The 18,561-nt window shown below is 60.2% G+C and carries 18 protein-coding genes; 12 read left to right on the top strand and 6 right to left on the bottom strand.

Features of this window, described 5'->3' with window-relative positions; all coding sequences use genetic code 11:
- The first annotated feature begins 47 nt into the window (after positions 1-47).
- The 8 genes from SLW75_RS15580 (at position 48) to SLW75_RS15545 (ending at position 9,240) form a co-directional block, all read left to right on the top strand.
- Positions 48-785, top strand: coding sequence for a response regulator (locus SLW75_RS15580; RefSeq protein WP_065992040.1), 738 nt, complete (start codon positions 48-50; stop codon positions 783-785).
- A gap of 6 nt (positions 786-791) precedes the next feature.
- Positions 792-2,252, top strand: coding sequence for an ATP-binding protein (locus SLW75_RS15575; RefSeq protein ID WP_065993160.1), 1,461 nt, complete (start codon positions 792-794; stop codon positions 2,250-2,252).
- Between the two features lie 137 nt (positions 2,253-2,389).
- Complete coding sequence (locus SLW75_RS15570; protein ID WP_410934866.1) at positions 2,390-3,676, top strand: ABC transporter substrate-binding protein; 1,287 nt, start codon at positions 2,390-2,392, stop codon at positions 3,674-3,676.
- A 114-nt stretch (positions 3,677-3,790) separates the two neighbouring features.
- A complete protein-coding gene (locus tag SLW75_RS15565) occupies positions 3,791-4,699 on the top strand; it encodes a carbohydrate ABC transporter permease (RefSeq protein WP_037014845.1) in 909 nt (302 codons plus the stop codon).
- Positions 4,692-5,537 carry a carbohydrate ABC transporter permease gene (locus tag SLW75_RS15560; protein WP_065992044.1) on the top strand — a complete coding sequence of 282 codons (846 nt, stop codon included), beginning with the start codon at positions 4,692-4,694 and terminating at the stop codon, positions 5,535-5,537. Before SLW75_RS15565 ends, SLW75_RS15560 begins: the two co-directional genes overlap by 8 nt.
- A 2-nt stretch (positions 5,538-5,539) precedes the next feature.
- Positions 5,540-6,703 carry an ABC transporter ATP-binding protein gene (locus SLW75_RS15555; RefSeq protein WP_192132702.1) on the top strand — a complete coding sequence of 388 codons (1,164 nt, stop codon included), beginning with the start codon at positions 5,540-5,542 and terminating at the stop codon, positions 6,701-6,703.
- 137 nt (positions 6,704-6,840) lie between these two features.
- A complete protein-coding gene (locus SLW75_RS15550; protein ID WP_065992048.1) occupies positions 6,841-8,196 on the top strand; it encodes a carbohydrate porin in 1,356 nt (451 codons plus the stop codon).
- Between the two features lie 168 nt (positions 8,197-8,364).
- The gene (locus SLW75_RS15545; RefSeq protein WP_410934865.1) at positions 8,365-9,240 is read left to right on the top strand and encodes a D-hexose-6-phosphate mutarotase; all 876 of its coding nucleotides are present in this window, start codon (positions 8,365-8,367) and stop codon (positions 9,238-9,240) included.
- Positions 9,241-9,280: 40 nt separating this feature from the next.
- Here the strand turns inward: SLW75_RS15545 and SLW75_RS15540 are convergent, their stop codons facing one another.
- Positions 9,281-10,150 (bottom strand): MurR/RpiR family transcriptional regulator, encoded by an 870-nt coding sequence (locus SLW75_RS15540; RefSeq protein WP_065992054.1) that lies wholly within the window; start codon positions 10,148-10,150, stop codon positions 9,281-9,283.
- A gap of 230 nt (positions 10,151-10,380) precedes the next feature.
- Between SLW75_RS15540 and zwf the strand changes: the two genes are divergently transcribed.
- Genes zwf through SLW75_RS15525 form a run of 3 tightly spaced genes read left to right on the top strand, consistent with a single transcriptional unit; the run spans position 10,381 to position 13,248 of the window.
- Entirely contained in the window at positions 10,381-11,850 is a 1,470-nt protein-coding gene (gene zwf, locus SLW75_RS15535) for a glucose-6-phosphate dehydrogenase (protein ID WP_296306117.1), read from the top strand.
- Entirely contained in the window at positions 11,837-12,556 is a 720-nt protein-coding gene (gene pgl, locus SLW75_RS15530; protein WP_410934864.1) for a 6-phosphogluconolactonase, read from the top strand. Before zwf ends, pgl begins: the two co-directional genes overlap by 14 nt.
- Before the next feature lie 17 nt (positions 12,557-12,573).
- Positions 12,574-13,248, top strand: a complete 675-nt coding sequence (locus SLW75_RS15525) for a bifunctional 4-hydroxy-2-oxoglutarate aldolase/2-dehydro-3-deoxy-phosphogluconate aldolase (protein WP_065992060.1) — start codon at positions 12,574-12,576, stop codon at positions 13,246-13,248.
- A 344-nt stretch (positions 13,249-13,592) separates the two neighbouring features.
- On the opposite strand, the gene SLW75_RS15520 is transcribed toward SLW75_RS15525, so the two are convergent.
- Positions 13,593-14,798 carry an aminotransferase class V-fold PLP-dependent enzyme gene (locus SLW75_RS15520; RefSeq protein WP_410934863.1) on the bottom strand — a complete coding sequence of 402 codons (1,206 nt, stop codon included), beginning with the start codon at positions 14,796-14,798 and terminating at the stop codon, positions 13,593-13,595.
- Positions 14,799-14,826: 28 nt separating this feature from the next.
- A complete protein-coding gene (locus SLW75_RS15515; protein ID WP_065992064.1) occupies positions 14,827-15,090 on the bottom strand; it encodes a DUF3820 family protein in 264 nt (87 codons plus the stop codon).
- Between the two features lie 232 nt (positions 15,091-15,322).
- On the opposite strand from SLW75_RS15515, the gene SLW75_RS15510 reads away from it, so the two are divergent.
- Positions 15,323-15,796, top strand: coding sequence for a PA2169 family four-helix-bundle protein (locus SLW75_RS15510; protein ID WP_410934862.1), 474 nt, complete (start codon positions 15,323-15,325; stop codon positions 15,794-15,796).
- 42 nt (positions 15,797-15,838) lie between these two features.
- On the opposite strand, the gene SLW75_RS15505 is transcribed toward SLW75_RS15510, so the two are convergent.
- From SLW75_RS15505 to rapZ, 3 genes are all read right to left on the bottom strand, one after another.
- A complete protein-coding gene (locus tag SLW75_RS15505; protein ID WP_410934861.1) occupies positions 15,839-17,311 on the bottom strand; it encodes a diguanylate cyclase in 1,473 nt (490 codons plus the stop codon).
- A 103-nt stretch (positions 17,312-17,414) separates the two neighbouring features.
- Complete coding sequence (locus tag SLW75_RS15500) at positions 17,415-17,687, bottom strand: HPr family phosphocarrier protein (protein WP_065992070.1); 273 nt, start codon at positions 17,685-17,687, stop codon at positions 17,415-17,417.
- Between the two features lie 16 nt (positions 17,688-17,703).
- Entirely contained in the window at positions 17,704-18,561 is an 858-nt protein-coding gene (gene rapZ, locus SLW75_RS15495; protein WP_065992073.1) for an RNase adapter RapZ, read from the bottom strand.

The following is an 18,561-nucleotide window of genomic DNA, read 5'->3' as shown; positions in this document are numbered from 1 at the left end:
GAAGCTTGAAGCAGCCATACCCAACCATTGCTCACAAGGACGACCATGTGAACGCTGTCAGTAAATCGATTCTGGTGGTCGACGATGACCAGGAGATTTGCGAGTTGCTGCAAGCCTACCTGAGCCGTTCCGGTTTTCAGGTGCGCACGGTTGGCGATGGGGCCGAGTTTCGACAGGCATTTAACGCAGAGGCCAGCGACCTGCTGATCCTTGACGTCATGCTTCCCGACGAAGACGGCTTCAGCCTGTGTCGCTGGGTCAGGCAGCATCCGCGTCAGCCGCATATTCCCATCATCATGCTCACCGCCAGCTCCGACGAAGCCGACCGCGTCATCGGTCTGGAACTCGGCGCCGATGACTACATGGCCAAACCCTTCAGCCCCCGTGAACTTCAGGCCCGGATCAAGGCCCTGTTGCGTCGTGCCCAGTTCGGCCAGGAGCGCAGCGGCGGTGAAGTGCTGGTGTTCGATGAATGGCGGCTGGACATGGTCAGTCACCGGCTGTTCCACAACGACGGCGAAGAGGTGATTTTGTCGGGCGCCGATTTCGCGCTGCTCAAGCTGTTTCTCGACAACCCCCAACAGATCCTTGATCGCGACACCATCGGCAACGCCACCCGTGGCCGTGAGCTGATGCCGCTGGAGCGCATCGTCGACATGGCGGTGAGTCGTCTGCGTCAGCGTCTGCGCGACACCGGCAAGGCACCGCGATTGATCCGCACCGTACGAGGCAGCGGTTACCTGCTGGCAGCCAATGTGCTGCCGCAAGCCGGCAACGGTTACTAGTCCTTGATGGTGACCGACAAGAAGCGCCGCCTGCCGGTGCCGCGCTCGCTGCTTGGGCGCATGTTGTTGCTGACCTTGCTCGCCGTGTTGCTGGCGCAAACCCTGTCCAGCCTGATCTGGCTCTCGCAGCTGCGCGCCACGCAGATGGAAGGGCTGGTCACCAGTGCCCGCAGTCTGGGTTTCTCCATGGCGGCAAGCGTCAGCTACTTTCGCTCGTTGCCTGTCGCGTTTCGGCCGCTGGTGCTCGATCAGTTGCGCAGCATGGGCGGCACGCGTTTCTTCGTTTCCCTCAACGATCGCCCTCTGGAAATGCAGGTGCTTGAGCCCACCGCGCGCAAGACGGCAGTGATCGATGTGGTCGGTCAGGTGCTGCGGCAGAACCTCGGCGCCGACCCGGACATCCTCGTGCGCTTTGTGCGTCCCGAAGACCTGCGTATTTTCAACAGCGGCTTGAGGCTCGATGAGCTGCCACGCTCGTGGGCCCATTACGCGCTGACCCTCGAACCGGTGAACCCGCCCGTGCTGGTCACGCAGATCGAACTGTCGCCCGGCGAATGGCTGTACATCGCCTCGCTGCTGCCCGAGCCCTACACCATGCTCGAGTCGGAAGGTCTGCCCTCGCAGCAAGTCTGGTTCATCGCGCTGACCAGTCTCTTTCTGCTGGTCTTCATCGGCCTGCTGGTGCACTGGCAGAGCGGCCCGCTCAAGCGTCTGGCCCATGCTGCGCGGGATCTGTCGTTGGGGGCCGACGTCGAACCGGTGGTGGAGGGCGGCGGCAGTGAAGTGGTGGAAGTGACCCGCGCGTTCAATACCATGCGCGATCGCATCAGCCGTTACCTGACCGAGCGCGGCCAATTATTCAGTGCAATTTCCCACGACCTGCGCACTCCGATCACTCGCTTGAGACTGCGCGTCGAGCTGCTCGAAGACGAGCAGATGCAGGCCAAATTCACCCGGGATCTGGATGAACTGGAGCTGCTGGTCAAAGGCGCATTGCAGTGCGTGAAGGACACCGACATTCACGAGAACATCGAGCCGGTCGACCTCAACCACGCGCTGGATTGCCTGATTGAGCCCTATCTTGCCCCTGATGGCGCGGGCCGGGTCACGTTGCAGGGCAAGGCGATGTCCATGTACTACGGCAAACCCCTGGCACTGCGCCGCTGCATGGGCAACCTCATCGATAACGCCATCAAATACGGCGACCGTGCGCACCTGTCCGTTGAAGACGACGCTGACGCGTTCATCCTGCATGTCGAAGACGAGGGGCCGGGTGTGCCGGAGCAGCGAATGGAACAGGTCTTTGAACCGCACTTCCGGCTGGCCGGCAAACACCAACAGGGCTACGGCTTGGGGCTCGGCATCGCCCGCAATATCGCCCATAGTCACGGCGGCGAAGTGACGTTGCAGAACATGCGCGAGGGCGGCCTGCGGGTGACGCTCTATCTGCCGCGTGGCGTTGAGTAATCCAGTCCTTTATTGAATGTCACAGCCTTGTGACATTCGCGCATCCCTTCGTTACCGTCCGCTCCGGGCCCTTGGTTAGAATCCACGCAGCGCAAGCGCCACGACTTGCACATGCATAACAACAAGAAAGGTCAGATATGAATTCGATTTCCCGTCTCGCTGCACTTATTTCCCTCGCCTCCTTGTTCCCTCTGAGCGCCATGGCGGCTGATGCCAAAGGCACGGTTGAAGTGGTGCACTGGTGGACGTCCGGTGGCGAAAAAGCCGCTGTTGATGTGCTCCGCGCGCAGGTTGAAAAAGACGGTTTCACCTGGAAAGACGGCGCTGTCGCAGGCGGCGGTGGTGCAACCGCTATGACCGTGCTCAAGAGCCGCGCCGTTGCTGGCAACCCGCCTGGCGTTGCCCAGATCAAAGGCCCGGACATTCAGGAATGGGCCTCCACTGGCCTGCTTGATACTGACGTGCTGAAAACCGTCTCCAAAGAGGAGAAATGGGACAGCCTGCTGGACAAGAAAGTCTCCGATACCGTGAAGTACGACGGTGATTACGTGGCCGTGCCGGTGAACATCCACCGCGTCAACTGGCTGTGGATCAACCCGGAAGTCTTCAAGAAAGCCGGTATCGAAAAAGCCCCTACCACCCTCGAAGAATTCTACGCAGCGGGCGACAAGCTCAAAGCGGCAGGCTTCATCCCTCTGGCCCACGGTGGCCAGCCTTGGCAGGACAGCACTGTTTTTGAAGCCGTCGTTCTGTCCGTCATGGGCGCCGATGGTTACAAGAAGGCACTGGTCGATCTCGACAACGCTGCGCTGACGGGCCCTGAAATGGTCAAGTCGCTGACTGAGCTGAAGAAAGTCGCGACCTACATGGATGGCGACGGCAAAGGCCAGGACTGGAACCTGGAAGCCGCCAAAGTCATCAACGGCAAGGCCGGCATGCAGATCATGGGTGACTGGGCCAAGAGTGAATGGACCGCCGCCAAGAAAGTCGCCGGCAAGGACTACGAGTGCGTAGCGTTCCCGGGCACCGACAAGGCGTTCACCTACAACATCGACTCCCTGGCTGTGTTCAAGCAGAAAGACGCAGGCACTGCTGCCGGTCAGCAGGACATCGCCAAGGTCGTGTTGGGTGAAAACTTCCAGAAAGTCTTCAGCATCAACAAAGGCTCGATCCCTGTTCGCAACGACATGCTGGCTGACATGGGCAAGTACGGTTTCGACTCGTGCGCCCAGACCGCTGCCAAGGACTTCCTGGCTGACGCCAAAACCGGCGGCCTGCAGCCAAGCATGGCGCACAACATGGCCACTACGCTGGCCGTTCAGGGTGCCTTCTTTGACGTCGTGACCAACTTCATCAACGACCCGAAAGCCGATCCGGCCGACGCGGCGAAGAAGCTGGGCGCTGCGATCAAGTCTGCCAAATAAAGGCCAGCGACTAGCGGCAGGCTGCAAGTCTCAAGCTGATCGATGATTGGCTTCTGACTTGCAGCTTGAGGCTTGCGACTTGCGGCCGCTTTCACTTTTTATTGGATTTTCACCATGAGTTCTGTTGCTGTGTTCAGCAAAGCCTCGCCGTTTGATGCACTGCAGCGCTGGCTACCCAAACTGGTGCTGGCGCCCAGCATGTTCATCGTATTGGTGGGCTTCTACGGCTATATCCTGTGGACGTTCGTTCTGTCGTTCACCAACTCCACTTTCCTGCCGACCTACAAATTCGTGGGTCTGGCGCAATACGCGCGGTTGTTCGACAACGACCGCTGGTGGGTAGCGAGCAAAAACCTCGCGGTGTTCGGTGGCATGTTCATCGGCATCAGCATGGTGGTGGGCGTGCTGCTGGCGGTCTTTCTGGACCAGCGCATCCGCCGCGAAGGTTTTATCCGCACCATTTATCTGTACCCGATGGCGCTCTCGATGATCGTCACCGGTACGGCCTGGAAATGGCTGCTCAACCCAGGCATGGGCCTGGACAAACTGTTGCGTGACTGGGGCTGGGAAGGCTTTCGCCTGGACTGGCTGATCGATCCGGACCGTGTTGTGTACTGCCTGGTCATCGCTGCCGTATGGCAGGCGTCGGGCTTCATCATGGCGATGTTCCTGGCGGGCCTTCGCGGCGTCGACCAGTCGATCATCCGCGCCGCGCAGATCGACGGTGCGAGCATGCCGAAAATCTACTGGAAGGTTGTGCTGCCAAGCCTGCGTCCGGTGTTCTTCAGTGCGGTCATGATTCTGGCGCACATCGCCATCAAGAGCTTCGACCTGGTCGCTGCCATGACGGCCGGTGGCCCGGGCTATTCATCCGACCTGCCGGCAATGTTCATGTACTCGTTCACCTTCAGCCGTGGCCAGATGGGCATGGGTTCGGCCAGCGCGATTCTGATGCTGGGCGCGATTCTCGCCATCCTTGTGCCTTATCTGTATTCCGAGCTGAGGGCCAAGCGCAATGACTAGTCTCGCCAATAAGCCCGCCCTCAGCCTGAGCCGCGTCGCGATTTATGCGGTGCTGATTATTGCCGTATTGCTTTATCTGGTGCCGCTGGTGGTCATGCTCTTGACCAGCTTCAAATCGCCGGAGGATATCGGTAGCGGCAACCTGCTCAGCTGGCCGACCGAAGTCACCGCAATCGGCTGGATCAAAGCCTGGGCGACGGTAAAAGGTTATTTCTGGAACTCGTTCCTGATCACCGTTCCCGCGGTGCTGATTTCCACCACCATTGGTGCGCTGAACGGCTACGTGCTGTCGATGTGGCGCTTCCGCGGTTCGCAGTTGTTCTTCGGCCTGCTGCTGTTCGGCTGCTTCCTGCCGTTTCAGACCGTCCTGCTGCCTGCGTCTTTCACCCTTGGCAAGATGGGCCTGGCCAATACCACGACGGGGCTGGTGTTCATTCACGTTGTCTACGGTCTGGCGTTCACCACACTGTTCTTCCGCAATTACTACGTCAGCATCCCAGAAGCACTGGTGAAGGCTGCACGTCTTGACGGTGCCGGCTTCTTCACCATCTTCCGTCGGATCATTCTGCCGATGTCGACGCCGATCATCATGGTCTGCCTGATCTGGCAATTCACTCAGATCTGGAACGACTTCCTGTTCGGTGTGGTGTTCTCCAGTGGTGATTCGCAGCCGATCACGGTCGCGCTGAACAACCTGGTCAATACCAGTACGGGCGCCAAGGAATACAACGTTGATATGGCGGCGGCGATGATCGCCGGGCTGCCGACCCTGCTGGTCTACGTGGTCGCAGGCAAGTATTTCGTGCGCGGGCTGACGGCCGGCGCAGTCAAGGGGTAATCATGGCAACGCTTGAACTACGCAATGTAAACAAGACTTACGGGGCCGGTCTTCCGGACACCCTGAAGAACATCGAACTCTCCATCAAAGAAGGCGAATTCCTGATTCTGGTCGGCCCTTCGGGCTGCGGTAAGTCGACCCTGATGAACTGCATCGCCGGGCTGGAAAACATTACCGGCGGCGCGATCATGATCGGTGATCAGGACGTCAGCGGCATGAGCCCGAAGGATCGCGACATCGCGATGGTGTTCCAGTCCTACGCCCTGTACCCGACCATGAGCGTGCGCGAGAACATCGAATTCGGGCTGAAGATTCGCAAGATGCCTCAGGCTGACATCGATGCGGAAGTGGCGCGGGTTGCCAAGCTGCTGCAGATCGAACACCTGCTCAACCGCAAGCCGGGGCAACTGTCCGGTGGTCAGCAACAGCGCGTGGCCATGGGCCGGGCACTGGCCCGTCGTCCCAAGATCTACCTGTTCGACGAGCCGCTCTCCAACCTCGACGCCAAACTGCGCGTCGAGATGCGGACCGAAATGAAGCTGATGCACCAGCGCCTTAAGACCACTACGGTTTACGTGACCCACGACCAGATCGAAGCAATGACCCTGGGCGACAAAGTGGCGGTCATGAAGGACGGCATCATTCAGCAGTTCGGCACGCCGAAGCAGATCTACAACGATCCGGCCAACCTGTTCGTGGCGAGCTTCATCGGCTCGCCGCCAATGAACTTCATCCCGCTGCGCCTGCAGCGCAAGGACGGTCGCCTCGTCGCACTGCTGGACAGCGGTCAGGCCCGCTGCGAGCTGCCGATGAGCATGAACGACGCCGGTCTCGAGGACCGTGAGGTGATTCTGGGCCTGCGTCCCGAGCAGATCGTGCTAGCGTCCGGTGATGCTGCAGGTCTTCTGCCGACGATTCGCGCTGAAGTCCAGGTGACCGAGCCCACTGGCCCGGATACGCTGGTATTCGTTACCCTCAACGAGAGCAAGGTCTGCTGCCGTCTGGCGCCGGATATTGCACCTGCTGTGGGCGAGACCTTGACGCTGCAGTTCGATCCGGCGAAGGTTCTGCTGTTCGACGCGAAAACCGGCGAGCGCCTGGGCGTGCTGGCACCGAGTCAGTCGGTGGAGAGCATGGGAAATGTCACGCGGCTCAACCGCAGCTGATCCCGACGTGCAGGAGCACTGCACAAACGAGCACCTGTGACGGGTGGATGTCTGCCGTACAAAACCCGTCATGCACACGATGTACGTGGTTACAACGCTGTTCAAAAGCTAATAACAATAAAACGAGGATCCAAGGGATGAAAAAGGTACGTAACAAGTCGCTTAACCAGTTTCAGCTGATCGGTGGGTTGTCTGTCCTGAGCGCGTTGACGGTTTCCGGAACGGCGTTTGCAATGGAGCCCTTCAAAGCCAGCGAGCACATGACCGGTGACTGGGGTGGTCTGCGTCAAGAGCTGTACGACAAGGGTTACGACTTCCCGATCGAGTACGTGGGCGAAGCCGCCTCCAACCTCAACGGTGGTTATAACGACGACCGGACCGGCCGCTACAGCGACCAGTTTGCGTTTGGCGTTCAGATGGACCTGCAAAAAATCCTCGGCTGGCACGACGCAGAGTTCAAGCTCGCGATCACCGAGCGTAGTGGCAACAACATCTCCAACGACCGTATCGGCGATCCGCGTGCCGGCACGCTCAGCTCCTCCCAGGAAGTCTGGGGCCGTGGCCAGACCTGGCGTCTGACCCAGATGTGGGTCAAGCAGAAGTACTTCGACGGCAAGCTCGACATCAAGGTCGGCCGTTTCGGCGAAGGCGAAGACTTCAACAGCTTCCCTTGCGACTTCCAGAACCTTTCGTTCTGCGGCTCGCAGGTCGGTAACTACGTCAACACCTGGTACAACTGGCCTGTCAGCCAGTGGGCTGCACGCGTGAAGTACAACATCACGCCTGAGTTGTTCGCCCAGATCGGCGTCTACGAGCAGAACCCTTCGTACCTCGAAACCGGCAACAGCTTCAAACTCAGCGGCAGCGGCTCGAAAGGCACCGTCGTACCGGTTGAAGTGGTGTGGTCGCCAAACGTCAACTCGCTGCCCGGCGAATACCGTCTGGGCTACTACGTGAGCAACCCGAGCGCCGACGATCTCTACGAGAACGAAAACGGTCAGCCTCAGGCAATCGCTGGCGGTGACTTCAAGTCCCACAAAGACAAGCACGGCTGGTGGGTCGTGGCTCAGCAACAGCTGACCGCTCACAACGGCGACGCATCCCGTGGTCTGAGCATTTTCGCCAACGCGACTGTGCATGACAAAGCCACCAACTTCGTCGACAACTACCAGCAGGTCGGCTTCGTCTACAAAGGCCCGTTCGATGCACGTCCGAAGGATGACATCGGTATCGGCGTCGCGCGTATCCACGTGAACGATGATGCCCAGGACAACCGTCGTCTGGTCAACGCCGTCAACGGTATCGAAGACTACGACAACCCAGGCTACCTGCCGATCCAGAAGACCGAATACAACTCGGAAATCTACTACGGCGTGCACGTCACCGACTGGCTGACCGTGCGTCCCAACCTGCAGTACGTGAAGAGCCCGGGCGGTGTGGACGACGTCCAGAACGCACTGGTTGCCGGCATCAAGATTCAATCGAAGTTCTAACTTAAAGCGGACGCTCCTCCGCGCTCCACAAACGATCAAGGGTCGTGTGTGCTTTACGGGCAGCCTGGCTGCCCGTTTTTTTTCCGCTATTTATTCCGCAGCAATGGCTCCGCATTCGGAGCATTTTTTCTCGCGTGACGAGTGACCGCTATCTGGAGCGCTACAACGATGCCCTTCAGGGATCCCGGCTCAACCGAGCATCCTCTCCAGCGTTTCTTCACCTCGGTGCGACCGCAACCGACCTTTCAGTGGGAACGCTACCAACAGCGTGATGTGCTGGTGATCAATCATGCGCAGTGCCAGGCCGTGTTCAGCCGGCAGGGCGCTCAGCTGTTGCATTTCGAACCTGCCGGGCAGAGACCCTGGCTGTGGTGCGCCGCGCACTGGCCTCTGGTCGGCGCGATCCGCGGCGGCGTGCCGGTCAGTTGGCCCTGGGTCGGGCGTCATCCCGGCGAGAGCGGCTGGCCGGCCAATGGCTGGGGTCGGCTGCTTGACTGGAAGCTGGTCGAAAGCTACGAGCACGAGGCGGGCGTGACATTGCGCTGGCAACTCAAGCTGTGGGACTGGCAGGCGGATCTCTACGCCGAGCTCGGCCAGGCGATGGACCTGCGCCTTGAAACGCGGCACGACGACAGCGAGCCTTGTCACTTCGGCCATGGCTTGCACGCCTACTGGCGCATCAGCGATGTGGCGGACGTCGCGTTGCGTGGGCTCGATGGTGCGCACGGCTATGACGAACTCAGCCGCAGCGCCTGCGAGCAGCGGGGCGAGCTGCGGGTACAGGGCAGTTGTCAGCGGGTGTTCGAGCACGCCGGCATGCTTGAGTTGCAGGACGACGCCTGGCAGCGGCGTTTGAACATCGACACCGGCGACAGCGACAGCACGGTGGTCTGGCACCCGGGCAACCGACCGTTGCTGGGCGTGGGTGGCGATGAAGCCATGGGTTTTTTGCGGGTCGAGGCGGCGTCAGGTGTGGATGATTGCCTAAGCCTGGCCCCCGGGCAGCACGCCAGTTTGAGCCTGCAGGCCAGTCTGGTTCACTGACCTGTTCCGACGCCTGTCTTGACAGGGTCCCGTCCGTCGATCAGTTCAATTCATCGTCCGCCGGATAACGGCTCGCGTTCAGGCTTTCCTTGATCTTGCGCAGGTGCGGCTGGAAATCGACGCCCCGACGCAGGGTCATGCCGGTCGCCAGCACATCCAGCACCGTCAGCTGGACGATCCGCGAGGTCATCGGCATATAGATGTCGGTGTCTTCCGGCAGCGGAATGTTCAGGCTCAGTGTGCTGGCTTTTGCCAGCGGCGAGTCGGCAGCGGTCAGTCCCAGCACCGACGCGCCATTTTCACGGGCGATGCGCGCCACTTCCACCAGCTCGCGGGTGCGGCCGGTGTAGGAAATGATCACGAACAGCTCGCCGGTGTGGGCCACCGAGGCCAGCATGCGCTGCACCAGCACGTCGGCGTGGGCCGTGACGGCGAGATTGAAACGGAAGAATTTATGCTGCGCGTCCAGTGCCACCGGCGCCGAAGCCCCGAGGCCGAAGAAGTGAATCTGCCGCGCCTGAATCAACAAGTCGACCGCTTTGCTGATCAGGTTGGGGTCAAGCACCTGGCACACGCTGTCGAGGGACGCGATGGCACTGCCGAAAATCTTGCGGGTGTAGGCCTCCGGGTTGTCATCGGCTTCCACCGCGCGGCTGACGTAGGCGGCGCCGCTGGCCAGGCTCTGGGCCAGTTGCAGTTTCAGCTCTGGATAGCCGCTGACATCGAATGAGCGGCAGAAGCGGTTGACCGTCGGCTCACTGACCTTGGCGGCCTGGGCCAGCGCAGCGATGCTGAACCGGGTGGCCTGCTGCGGATTGCTCAGAATCGCCTCGGCGACCTTGCGCTCGGCCTTGTTCAGCTCTTCCAGACGACTCTGGATCTGCTCCAGAAGATTGCGTACGCGGTCCATTGTTTGTCCTTCTGATGAAACGTCGACAGGCGGGTGAACAGGCCTTTATTTGAAGAGTGGGAATTGGGCCTTTAGCCTGTCGCAAAGGTGGCCTATCGTACTGAGGGCCTGTGGTGATCACCACTCTAATGTGGTTCTAGTGGGAATGTTGTGGTTATTACTACATTCGGCCTTGAGTAACGCCTTTAAAAAAGGTATTTGTAGCTTAACTTGATAAAAGAACCAACATTATGCTCTCGATTACGGTTGAACCGTGCACTTTTGCGTTGTTTGGCGCCTTGGGTGACCTGGCGGTACGCAAACTGTTTCCTGCGTTGTACCAGCTTGATCGAGCTGGACTGCTGCATGCCGAGACCCGAATTATTGCGTTGGCCCGTGAGCCGGGAACTCCTGAGGAGCACCTGGCCTACATTGATAAAAGCCTGCGTCGCTTCGTCCCCGAGGCGCAGCTTGAGACTGAGCACGTGGAGCGTTTTCAGGCCCGCCTGAGTTACCTGCACGTGGACTTCCTCAAGGGCGAAGACTACGTCGCGCTCGCCGAAGCGGTGGGCGACGCGCCGACCATGATTGCCTACTTCGCGACGCCGGCGTCGGTCTACGGCGCCATCTGCGAAAACCTGGCGCTGGTCGGCCTTACCGATCGCACCCGGGCGGTGCTGGAAAAACCCATCGGCCATGACCTCGCGTCGTCCCGTCGCGTCAATGACGCCGTTGCCAGGTTCCTGCCTGAAACCCGCATCTACCGGATCGACCATTACCTGGGCAAGGACACGGTGCAGAACCTCATTGCCCTGCGTTTTGCCAACAGCCTGTTCGAGACGCAGTGGAACCAGAACCACATCTCCCATGTGGAAATCACCGTGGCAGAGAAGGTCGGCATCGAAGGGCGTTGGGGCTATTTCGACCAGGCCGGTCAACTGCGCGACATGATCCAGAATCACCTGCTGCAGCTGCTGTGCCTGATCGCGATGGACCCGCCCAGCGACCTGTCGGCCGACAGCATCCGTGACGAGAAGGTGAAAGTGCTCAAGGCACTGGCGCCGTTCACGCCGGAGCGTCTGGCCACCCAGGTGGTGCGCGGTCAATACATCGCCGGTTACAGCGACGGCAAGCCGGTGCCAGGTTATCTGGAGGAAGAAAACTCCAACACCCAGAGCGACACTGAGACGTTCGTCGCCATTCGTGCCGACATCCGTAACTGGCGTTGGTCGGGCGTGCCGTTCTATTTGCGGACCGGCAAGCGCATGCCGCAAAAGCTGTCGCAGATCGTGATCCACTTCAAAGAGCCGCCGCATTACATCTTTGCGCCCGAGCAGCGCTTGCAGATCAGCAACCGCCTGATCATCCGCCTGCAGCCCGATGAAGGCATCTCGCTGCAAGTGATGACCAAGGATCAGGGCCTGGACAAAGGCATGCAGCTGCGCAGCAACCCTTTGCAACTGAGCTTCTCCGACGCCTACCGCAGCGCCCGTGTGCCGGACGCCTACGAGCGGTTGTTGCTGGAGGTCATGCGTGGCAATCAGAACCTGTTTGTGCGCAAAGACGAAATCGAATACGCCTGGCAATGGTGCGACCAGTTGATCGCTGGCTGGAAAAAGGCGGGCGATGCGCCCAAGCCTTACCCGGCCGGTTCCTGGGGGCCGATGAGCTCCATTGCTCTTATTACGCGTGACGGGAGGTCCTGGTATGGCGATATGTGAACTTGAATTTCCGGCCGGTCTGAAGGCCCACGAATTCGATAACCCTGAAGTGCTGGCGAACGCGCTGGCCGATCAGGTGGCCGAGCGTCTGACGGCGGCAATTTCCAGCAATCTTCACGGCACGGCCACGTTGGTGGTGTCGGGCGGCAAAAGCCCGGTGGCGTTCTTCAAGGCGCTGGCGCAGAAGCCGCTCCAGTGGTCGAAAGTCTGCGTGAGTCTGGCTGACGAGCGCTGGGTGCCGACCGAGCACGCCGACAGTAACGAAGGCCTGCTCAAGCGTTTTCTGCTTCAGGGCCCGGCGGCCGAGGCGGGGTTCTTCAGCTTGTACCGTGCGACCACCACAGTGGATGAGGCCGCAGCCGCAACGGACGAGGCGCTCAAGGCGCTGCCGAAGATCGACGTGCTGATTCTGGGCATGGGTGACGACGGGCATACCGCGTCGCTGTTCCCCGACAGCCCGCATCTGAAGGAAGCGCTGGACCTCAACAGCGACCGTCGTTGCCTGCCCATGCTCGCACCGACCGTTCCTCATCAGCGCCTGACCCTGACGCGTCCGGTGCTGGCGTGCGCAGCGACCACCATCCTGTCCGTCTCCGGTCAGGCCAAACTCGACACATTGCGCGCGGCACTGGCAGGCGATGACCTTGCCGAAATGCCGGTACGCGCGTTCCTTAACCCGTCTCTAGAGATCTACTGGTGCCCATAAGCAAAGGATCAGCCGCCATGGAAAATACCCAAGTGAAACAGCCGTTGAATAGCATGGCGAGCAAGATTGCCCAGATCGACGCACTCTGCGCGAAAGCAAAGATTCTGCCGGTCATTACCATCGCCCGCGAACAGGATGTCCTGCCGCTGGCCGATGCCCTGGCCGCAGGAGGCCTGAACGCGCTGGAAATCACCCTGCGCTCGGAGTTCGGCCTCAAAGCCATCCGCATGCTGCGTGATGCGCGGCCTGAGCTGAGCGTTGGCGCCGGCACCATTCTCGACCGCCACATGCTCAAGGCGGCGGAGGAGGCGGGTTCACAGTTCATCGTCACCCCGGGCAGCACTCAGGATCTGCTGGAAGCTGCCGCACTGAGTGAATTGCCGCTGCTGCCAGGCATCAGCAGCGCGTCGGAAATCATGATCGGTTACGCACTGGGTTATCGTCGCTTCAAGCTGTTTCCGGCGGAAATCAGTGGCGGTGTCGGTGCAATCAAGGCACTGGGCGGTCCATTCCCGGAAGTGCGTTTTTGCCCCACCGGCGGTGTCAGTGCGGCCAACCTGAAAAACTACATGGCGCTGCCCAACGTGATGTGCGTCGGCGGCACCTGGATGATCGATAACGCGTGGGTGAAGAACGGCGACTGGCAGCGGATTACCGACGCCACTGCCGAAGCCATCGCGTTGTTCGACTGAGTCTGGATTCGCCGGTTCAGGCGCACGTTTGGACAGCCCCCGTTCAACTGGGGGCTGGTCTACTGCTGAGCATGATCCGTTTATAGCGTCCCGCGGGGCGTTGCTGCAGAAGTCGTTGTTGCATGGCTTTTTTACGGTGTTCCTTGGTCGGGAACGCCGTTTTTTTTGCGTTGTTTACACGCAATACATATGTACCGCACAGGCAGCGGCGGGAGCGCTTATCTTTACCGCTCCTTTGTAGTTCGTTTCTCGATGGATTTACGGCGCCTTCGTTATGACGGCGCCGTCTTTTTTCCACGATCCTGTCAAGGGCGTTGATCCCGGTGCAGCCTATAGCGCAGGGCTCACGCCAATGCGCGAAGTGCCGCGACCAGCTGTTCAACGTCCTTTGCCGATGTGGTAAACCCCGGCGTGATGCGAATGCACGTCCCGCAGGCCGAGCCTTCCCGCGTTACTGCAAAAATGCCGTGCTCATCGAGCAGGCGCTTGACCATGAGTTCCTGATCTGCGTGACGGCTGAACCGAAATGACGTGATCCCGCAATACAGTCGCGGGTCGTCCGGCGTCAGCACCTCGATGCCTTCGATACTGAGCGCCTGAGTGACCCACAGGTCTCGCAGATACGCCAAACGTGCACCCTTGGCCGGTGCGCCCCCCATGGCGCGATGCTCTGCGAACACTTTGGGCAGGGTCATCAGGGCGGGGATGTTCGGCGTCCCGTAAGGCACGCGCCCGAGGATGTCGTCCGCACCGTAGCGCTCGTCTGCCATGTCGGGGTCGATGGCGCTCAGGCGTTCCTGCTTCACGTAAATAAAGCCCAGGCTCAGCGGCGCGCCTATCCATTTCTGCAGGTTGAAGCCGGCGAACGACACGCCAAGGTCAGCAAGCTCGAAATCCAGCAGGCCCAAGGCATGAGCGCCATCCAGAATGACTTCGATGCCGTGGGCCTTGGCCAGCTCGGCGATGGCCTTCACCGGCATCACCAGCCCGGTTCGGTGGGTGACGTACGTCAGCGCCACCAGTTTGAGCCGTGGGTGTGCAGCAAACGCCTCGCGGTAGGTCTGCAGCAGCCCTTCGTGGCTCGCGGGATGCTGGTGAGTGACTTCGATCACCTCAACGCCACGGTTCTTCGCCAGCCAGCGCATGCCGGTCTGTACGCTGTTGTAATCCAGGTCGCTGACTAGGACCTGGTCGCCCGCCACAAGGCCGTTGTAGTTGCGAATCAGCGCTTGCACCGACTCCGACGCGGAGCGGGTGAGGGCCACTTCGCGGGCCGGCACGTTCAGCAGATCGGCGAGGTCGGCGCGGATGATCTCGCTGTCTTCGGTATCGAACTTCTGCCGCACGTAGACCGAGTTGCTGCGATTGACGTATGCCAGGTTCTGCTCGTAATCCTTGAGTGCTGCGCGGGTCATGCGGCCGAAATAGCCGTATTCGAAATTCACCGGCCCCGGTTCGACGTCGTACTGCGCCGCGACCTGCTGCCAGAACGCTTCGTCCCGAGCCTGTTCATCCGCCCATTCCGTTATTGCGTATGCAGTGCTGTTCATCCGGCGGCTCGCTTTTATCAATGGATGTTTAGTTGAAGCGTATGGGTGTTTTCGACGGGCCCGGCCGCAGCGGTTCGCGAGGGCGGGTGCGCAGAGGATCCAGCAGCGCCGACAGGCCGTTGTGATCAATCTCGTGCATCAGTGCCAGCAGGCTGCCCAACTCGCCTGCCGGGAAACCCTTTCGAGCAAACCAGTTCAGGTAATCGCCCGGCAGGTCCGCCAGCAGTCTCCCCTGATACTTGCCGAACGGCATTTCGCGAGTCACCAACAGTTTGAGTTTTTCCGGGTTCATCCAAAAGCCGCTTATCCGTTCAAGTGAACTCAGACGATACGTGCATTCTGCAACTACGCAAACACACAGATCATGCAGAAAGCGCGGATGAACTGTCCCTTGATATTCCTAAGCTATTGAAAAATAACACTATTTATTATCGGCAAAAGCTGGCACGCACAGTGCAATATTCCTTCTATCGAGTGTTTCGTTAACCAGACCTTTGATAAACCTGCCAAAAAGGAACCGCAAAATGTCGGATATCAACAAAGAAGCCATCTCTCTCCTGAATGACTTGATCGAGACCAGCATTGACGGTGAGAAAGGTTTTCACACTGCTGCTGAAGACGCCAAGAACCCGGAAATCAAGGCCTACCTGCTCTCCCGTTCTTCTGGCTGCAAGACGTCGGTTGCCGAGCTTCAAGCTGAAGTACGTGCACTGGGCGGCGATCCAGAAGATTCCTCCAGCATCGCTGGCGGCGCACACCGCCTGTGGGTGAACCTGAAAAGCGCGTTGAGCGGCAAGAACGACGAAGCGGTCCTGAACGAAGTCGAAAGCGGTGAAGACCACGCGCTGAAGGCTTACAAAAAGGCTGCCCAGGAAGCTACCGAGAAGAACTTGCCAGTCAACGTCACTACCCTGATCCAGCGTCAGCTGCAGGGCGTGCAAGCGAACCACGACAAGGTTAAAGCCCTGCGTGACACCGTTCGTGCTGCCAACAAGTAATTCGCGGTAACGTCGAAAAACGCCAGCCAGTCTGGCGTTTTTTTATGCCTGCGATTCGGCAGAGGGCGCTACATAGGGTTCGAATTCCACGCGGTTCCTGCCTTGTTTCTTGGCCCGGTACAGGGCCCGGTCCGCGGCGTGAAACAGCGGCTCGGGCAGATCGTGGGTCGCCGGCAGGTGCGTGGCCACGCCGATGCTGACGGTGATGGGGACTGTGTCCTCGGCAAAAGGCGGAAGTGCTTCTATCGCCAGACGCAGCTTTTCCGCGATCACACAGGCACCTGCCTTGTCGGTTTCCGGGAGCACCACCATGAACTCCTCACCGCCATAGCGCGCGGCGAGGTCACCCGGCCTGCGGATGCTGGCGGTCAGGGTCTGGGCAACGCTACGTAATGCGACGTCGCCGCCATGATGCCCGTGTCGATCGTTGAAGGCCTTGAAGTGATCCACATCAATCATCAGGAGTGCCAAAGGCCTTTCCGAACGCATGCCCCGCGCCCATTCCTGCTTGAGCACCTGATCCAGCCTGCGCCGGTTGGCCAGGCCGGTCAGCCCATCTGTGGACGCCAGCCCGGCCAGTTCACGCTCGGCGTTCTGGCGCAGGCGCAGTTGGCGGCCCAACAGCCAGGACAGCGAGAGGATCCCGAGGCACAGCAAACCGGTCGCGCTTGCCACCAGCAGCGCGTTGCGTTTCCACAGCGCGTAGACGTCGTCCCGGGATTGAGCGACCACGACGATCAATGGCAAGTCACCCACCCGTGAGAAGGTGTAAAGCCGCTCAGCACCGTCGAGTTCGGATATCGCCGCAAAGCTGCCGTTGACCTCCCTCAGAATGCGTTTGAAGTTGGGCCGCATGCTGAAGTTCTGGCCGATGAAGGTCCGGTTGTTGTCGTCGGGTTGCCGGGCGAGCATCACGCCATCCGCGCTGAGCAGGTTGACGGTGCTGGTGGGACCGATGTCCAGCGTGCGAAACAGTTGATCGAAGTACGACAGGCGCATTGATGCACTGGCAATGCCGACGAACTGGCCGTTGTCGGAGGGGAGACGGCGACTGAAACTGATGCACAGGTCCTTGAAGCCCCAGCGCGACAGGAAGGGCCCGTCGACCACCAGCGCCAGTGAGCCGCTGTCCCGGTGTTTCTGAAAGCCTGGCCGGTCTGAGAAGTTGTCCAGCCGAGGCGTCAGCGAGGTGGAGTCGGCGACGATGCGCCCGGTGTCATCCAGCAGCACCACATCGCCCTTGAAGGGCGCCGCCGTGGCCCGGTCGAAGAGCACCAGCTGGCGCAATTCCGGAGAGATCGTCATGACATCGGGCCGTCGCCAGGCCGCGATCAGGCCCAATAGGGAGGTGTCATACAGCTCGGCATTGCGCTGCACGTCAGCGTCGATCAACTGCACCACATTGTTTGCCGAGCGCACAGCGGCTTCGTTGGCCGTCCCCAGCTCCCGAAACAGCAACCAGGTCACGATGGCGAGTATGGCGGCCACCGCCACGGCGCTGCCCAGCATCAGCATCTTCTCGGAACCGGATCTGATCCCTCGTGAGAATGGAGGCTTGGCTGTCAGTGGCATCGATCATCTCTGACGGGGAAATGGAGGCGTCGTGCGGCGGTAGGGCTTATTCGCCTTCGTCAAACTTGTTGTTGATCAGTTCCACCAGCCCCGCCAGCGCCGCATCGGCTTCTTCACCTTCGGTGGCCAGATGGATCAGGGTGCCCTTACCGGCAGCCAGCATCATGACGGCCATGATGCTTTTGCCATCGACCATGGTTTCCGGGGTGCGGCCGACCCTGATCTGACACGGGTACTTGCCGGCAACACCCACGAACTTGGCGGCGGCCCGGGCGTGCAGACCCAGCTTGTTGATGATGGTGATTTCTAGAGCGGGCATCGCGATGGAGGTCCTTTCAGCTTAGGTCGCGGTGGCGGACCTGAACATTCTTGAGCGATTGCTGCAGGACCTGACCCAGACGTTCGGTCAGGTAGACGGAGCGGTGGTGTCCGCCGGTGCAGCCAATGGCAATAGTGACGTAGGCGCGATTGCTGGCGGCAAAGCGCGGCAACCACTTGTTGAGATACGAGAAGATGTCCTGGAACATTTCTTCGACGTCGGGTTGTGCTGCGAGGTACTCGGCAACCGGCTTGTCGAGGCCCGACTGCTCGCGCAGTTCGGGTTTCCAGTACGGGTTGGGCAGGCAGCGCACGTCGAACACCAGGTCGGCGTCCACGGGCATGCCGCGCTTGAAGCCGAAGGATTCGATGAGGAAGGCAGTGCCCGGTTCGGGTTTGTTCAGCAGGCGCAATTTGAGAATGTCGCGCAGCTGATAGAGATTCAGGTGCGTAGTGTCGACCGTCAGATCAGCCAGATCGATGATCGGGCCGAGCAGGGTCTTCTCGTCACGAATGGCTTCGGCCAGCGAGCGCGTTGCCGTGCTCAACGGATGACGGCGACGGGTCTCGGAAAAACGCTTGAGCAGGGTAGGTTCATCTGCATCGAGGAACAGCACGTCGCACTGGATGTGGCGGGCGCGTACCTCGGCGAGCATGCGTGGGAATCGGGTCAGGTGACTGGGCAGGTTGCGCGCGTCAATCGAGACCGCCAGTAAAGGCTCGGCCAATTCGGTGTTGATCAGTGCGCGCTCGGCCAGCTCCGGGAGCAGGCCGGCGGGCAAATTGTCGACGCAGTAGAAACCGCTGTCTTCAAGGACGTCGAGGGCCGTGCTCTTGCCGGAGCCGGAGCGGCCGCTGACGATGATCATGCGCAT

This window comes from Pseudomonas sp. W5-01, from assembly GCF_046540435.1.
GTDB lineage: Bacteria > Pseudomonadota > Gammaproteobacteria > Pseudomonadales > Pseudomonadaceae > Aquipseudomonas > Aquipseudomonas graminis_B.
Note: the sequence above shows the minus strand (reverse complement) of the source record. Positions and strands in the feature narration are given on the sequence as shown.